At 68.7% G+C, this 4,931-nt stretch carries 2 protein-coding genes; both read left to right on the top strand.

Features of this window, described 5'->3' with window-relative positions; all coding sequences use genetic code 11:
- Positions 1 to 363: methyl-accepting chemotaxis protein (locus RTO53_RS19370; protein ID WP_312239298.1), on the top strand; the 363-nt coding region annotated here is incomplete at its 5' end.
- Between the two features lie 94 nt (positions 364 to 457).
- Positions 458 to 4,931 (top strand): Hpt domain-containing protein (locus RTO53_RS19365; protein ID WP_312239297.1); only part of this gene is annotated, 4,474 nt, incomplete at its 3' end.

Genomic DNA, 4,931 nt, shown 5'->3' with positions numbered 1-4,931 from the left:
ACCCGGCGTATCGAAGGCCTGGTCCAGGCCATTCAGGCCGATACCAACGAGGCGGTCAGCTCCATGGAGCAGACCACCGCCGAGGTGGTGTCCGGTGCACGCCTGGCCGAAGACGCCGGCACGGCCCTGACCGAAATCGAACGCGTCTCCAACGCGCTCAACAACCTCATCAAGAACATCTCGATCGCCGCCCAGCAGCAGTCGTCGGCCGCCTCGGACATCACCCGCACCATGGGCGTGATTCGTCAGATTACCGGCCAGACCTCGCAGGGCGCGGGACAGACCGCCGAGTCGATCGGTCATTTGGCACAGCTGGCGGCCGACCTGCGCCGCTCGGTTGCCGACTTCAAGCTGCCGGCGTGAGCCGCGGGCAGGGCGGAGAGGGAAGGAATCAGCAGATGATGCATCGCGAGAATTCAAAGCACGACACGCGCGCCCCCCTGCCGGGAGTCCCGGCATGAGCACGCTGCGCGATGCCATGAGCCACGCCGCGCTGGGCTGGGTCAAGCCGGAGCTGGACGAGACCCTGCGCCAAGTGCGCAACGAGGTCGAGTACTACGTGGAAGACCCTGCCGACGGCAGCCGCATGCGTTTCTGCGCCGGCTACCTGCACCAGGTGCAGGGCACCCTGCGCATGGTCGAGCTGTACGCCCCGGCGATGGTGGCCGAGGAAATGGAGCAGCTGGCCAATGCGATCGGCGCCGGTGAGGTGCCCGACCGCGACGAAGCCTGCGCGACCCTGATGCGCGGCAGCGTGCTGCTGCCCGACTACCTGGAACGCCTGCAGAACGGCCACCGCGACATTCCGATCGTGCTGCTGCCGTTGCTCAACGACCTCCGTTCGGCGCGCGCTGCGCCGGGCATCAATGAAAGCGTGCTGTTCGCCTTCGCCCCGGACAGCGTCAGCGCCACCGAAGCCGAACTCGACCATGCCCGCGGCAGCCTCAGTGGCCGCAACCGCGAGCTGCTCGACACCGTCGGCAATGCGGTCAAGGAAGAACTGCTGCGGATCAAGGACGCGCTGGACCTGCACCTGCGTACCGGCGGTGAGCCGGGGCAGCTGCAGACCCAGGTCAACGAACTCGGCGCGGTCGCCGATACCCTGGGCATGATGGGCCTGGGCGTTGCCCGTGGCGTGGTCGTGCAGCAGCGCGATGCGCTGCGCGGGGTGGTCGACGGCGAGCAGCAGATCGATGAAAGCCTGCTGCTGGATATCGCCGGCGCCCTGCTGTACGTGGATGCGTCGCTGGATGACCAGGTCGCCCATCTGGGCGCCAACATCAGCGGTGAAGACGATCCGAGCGCGGTGGAAAACCGGCGCACGGTCGAAGTGCTTGCACATGAAGCCATCGCCAATTTCGCCGCCGCACGCGAACATTTCGTCGCCTTCATCGAGACCAACTGGAACCACCAGCAGCTGCAGGAAGTGCCGCGTCTGCTCGGCGAGGTGGCCGGTGCGCTGCGGATGCTCGACCTGTCCACGCCGGCCGACTACCTGCAGGGCGTGCGCCAGTACGTCGCGGTCGAACTGATCGATCGCCAGCGCGTGCCCAGTGGCCGCCAGCTGGATACGCTTGCCGATGCCATGGCCAGCCTGGAGTATTACCTCGAGGCGCTGCGCGAGCGTCGCCCGGGTCGCGACGAAATCCTCGACATCACCCGTACCAGCCTGGAAACGCTGCGTTACTGGCCGCTGCCGGACGCGCATGCGGCCGCCGCCGATGCCAGCGCCGAAGCGCTGCCGGTGGCACCGGAAGCGATCGAACTGGCGCCGTGGGAAACGCCGGCCCCGGAACCTATCAACACCGCCGTGACCGCGTCCGCTCCCGCACCGGGCAGCGTGCCGCCGTCGCTGCCTGATTTCACCTTTGACCCGCTGCCTGACGCGGGCACGCCGGCGCCGCCTGCAGACGTGGCCGACGCTGACGCCGGGCTGGTGTTTGCCGCGTCCACCGCCAGCGTCCCGGACGCGGTGCAGTGGACCTTGTCCGACCCGTCCGCACGCGACGATGCGGCGACCGGCTTCGTCCACTTCGACCCGGTGATCGCCGAAGACAGCGGCGCGACCCGTTGGGACACCCAGCCGCCCATGCATGCCGCGCTCGACGCGCTGGATGCGCTGCACGCCGAGGTTGTGCCGCCCGAGTCGGCGGAGGCGCACGCGCCGCTGTCGTTCAGTGGCGGCTTCGATCCGGTCTCCGCCGAACACGACGCGCTGGAGATCAGCGACGAGCCGATCACCTTCACCTTCGACGCGCCGCTGCACAACGCCGATGGCGTGCTGTCGCTGCAGATCGATGACGCCCCGGCCAGCCCCGCGCAGGACGTCTTCGTCGATGCCGCCCCGGCACTGGACGTGGAGCATCTGCCGCCGTTCCTGCAGGCCGAGGTCGATACGTTCGACGTGGCCACGGCAGAGCCGACGCTGGAGGCTGCAGAGGCCGAAGAAGCCGAAGAAGCCGAAGAAGCTGAAGAGGTCGAAGAGGTCGAAGAGGTCGTCGAGGCCTTCGACGCCACCGACGCGGCCGCGCCTGCATTCGATGCCGATGCCGATGCCGATGCCGATACCAAGGCAGCTGACAGCGCCGATGCGCACGACCAGACGCCGGTCATCACCCACAGCAGCACCGGCGTGCATGCCGCGGTGATCAGCAAGATCGAACTCGACGAAGAATCGGCGCGCTTCCTTGCCGAGCTCGATGCCGCCGCATCGCAGTTCAGCACCGAGCCGCAGGCCGCGCCTGTCGCCACGCCTGCGGTCGCAGAAAGCGCTGCAGCCAGCGACACCGACAGCATCGAGGCCGGCTTCGAAGACGACGGCGAGAACATCGACCAGGACATCCGCGAGGTCTTCATCGAAGAGTTCGACGAGGAACTGGTCAACCTCGGCAATCTGCTGCCGGTCTGGCGCGCCGCGCCGGACAACATGGACCGGCTGCGTCCGATCCGTCGCGTGTTCCATACCCTCAAGGGCAGCGGCCGTCTGGTTGGCGCGCGCACCCTGGGCGAATTCAGCTGGAAGATCGAGGGCATGCTCAACCGCGTGCTCGACGGCACCCGTCCGGCGACGCCGGCAGTGGTGGCGATGGTCGGGCAGGCCTACGACGTGCTGCCGCAGCTCAACGCCGCGCTGCGCGGCGAGGGCCGCGTGACTGCCGACCTGCAGGCCATGCAGGCCATCGCCGACCGCGTCGCGGCCGGCGAAGAGACCTTCCATGTACCGCTGCAGCGTGCGACCCCGGTCGTGGCGGCACCGGTTGAAACCGTCGAAACGGTTGACGAGGCACCGGTACAGGCGATCGAACCGACCGGCACCCCGGCCAACATCGATGAAGTCCTGCGCGAGATCCTTGAAGCCGAAGTGGACACCCACCAGGCCACCCTGCAGGCGTGGCTGCGCGAGGCCAGCGTGGCCCCGCAGCCGGTGACCGACAGCCTGCTGCGCGCGGTGCACACCATGAACGGTGCGTTCGCGATGACCGACGTGCCGGAAATCACCGCCGTCACCGGCGTTGCGGAGAGCTACATCAAGCGCTCGCTGGCCGCCGATGCCACCCCGGATGCCGAAGGCGTGGAGGCGCTGTCGGCCACTGCCGAGGCGATCAGCGTCACCATGACCGCCCTGCAGGCCGAGGCACCGCGCATTCCGGTGCAGACCGCACTGGCCGCGCGCCTGCAGGCGCTGGCCGATACGCTGCCCGAGGCACGCTGGCCGGCGCTGGTCGCCGATGATGAGCTGGCGTTCGAGCAGGACGCGCTGGACGCCCTGGAGCAGGAGGATGCCGCGCAGGCATTCGCCGCAGACGACGCCACTGTCGCCGCCCCTGAGCAGGACGCGCTGTCCACGCTGCCGCAGGCAGACGGGCAGGGCGGTTACGCGGGCCTGGATGACAGCGCCGATGCGGACCTGCAGCAGGCCGAACGTGAGGCCGATGCGCTGTCGGTGGTCGACCTGGCGTCGATCGAGGTCGATGACGCGGACGAGGCCGGTGGCCTGGAAGCGCATGTGCTGTCGGGCGAGGCCCTGCCGTTCGGCGAACTGACCGCCAGCGATGACCTGTCGGCGTACTTCGATGCCGAGCTGCCGACGACGCCCGCCGCAGTGGGCGTGGGTGATGCCGCGCAGCCTGCCGACGGCCCGCAGCCGGAGGATGCGCCCGCCGCACAGGGCACGCCGGACGGCTTGGACGCGGTGGAACTGACCGGCGCCGAGGACCTGTCGCGCTACTTCGATCTCGAGGTGACCCCGGCTGCCGAGGCACCCGTCGATGCTTCCGTGGTGGATGCGCCGGTAGCGGATGTTGCCGGCGACGACCAACAGAATGTCGACGCCGAAGCCGGCACCGAAACCGAAGTCGAAACCGAAGCCGAAGCCGAAACCGAAACCGCAGAGGAATCGCTGGTCGAGGGTGGTGGGGACGTCGATGCTGTCGAGGTCGTCAACGTAGACGCCGACACGTCCGTCGTCGACGCTATGGTGGAAGAGCAGGCAGAAGCCCCCGCTTATTCCGGGCGCGATGTCGATACCGCCACCGAAGACGAACGCGACGCCCTGGAAGACGTACTGCCCTCGACCCCGGCGTTCGGCGAGCTGGTCGATGTACAGCAGGCGCTGGACGATGGCCTGACCGTCATCGACGCGCCGCAGGCACAGGACGACACCGACAGCGTGCTCGGGCTGGATGCCAGCCACGAGGCGGACGAACAGCGCGACGAGGCCGATGCGTTCGCCGAGGATGCGGTGGATGCCGATGCCATCGATACCGTCGCGCCCACGCCGTTCTTCGAACTGGAAGACGCCCCCGTGGCTGCGGCGGCCGGAACGGCTGCACTGGCCGCGATCGCCGCCAGCGCCGCGCGGACCGACGCGCCAGCGGCCAATGACGCAGGCGACCACGACGCCGGAGACCGCGTCGACGAAGACGGCGCCG

It is taken from the genome of Stenotrophomonas sp. (assembly GCF_031995405.1).
Classification (GTDB): Bacteria; Pseudomonadota; Gammaproteobacteria; order Xanthomonadales; family Xanthomonadaceae; genus Stenotrophomonas.
The sequence above is the reverse complement of the archived record's forward strand: the minus strand, read 5'-3'. Positions and strand labels throughout refer to the sequence as shown.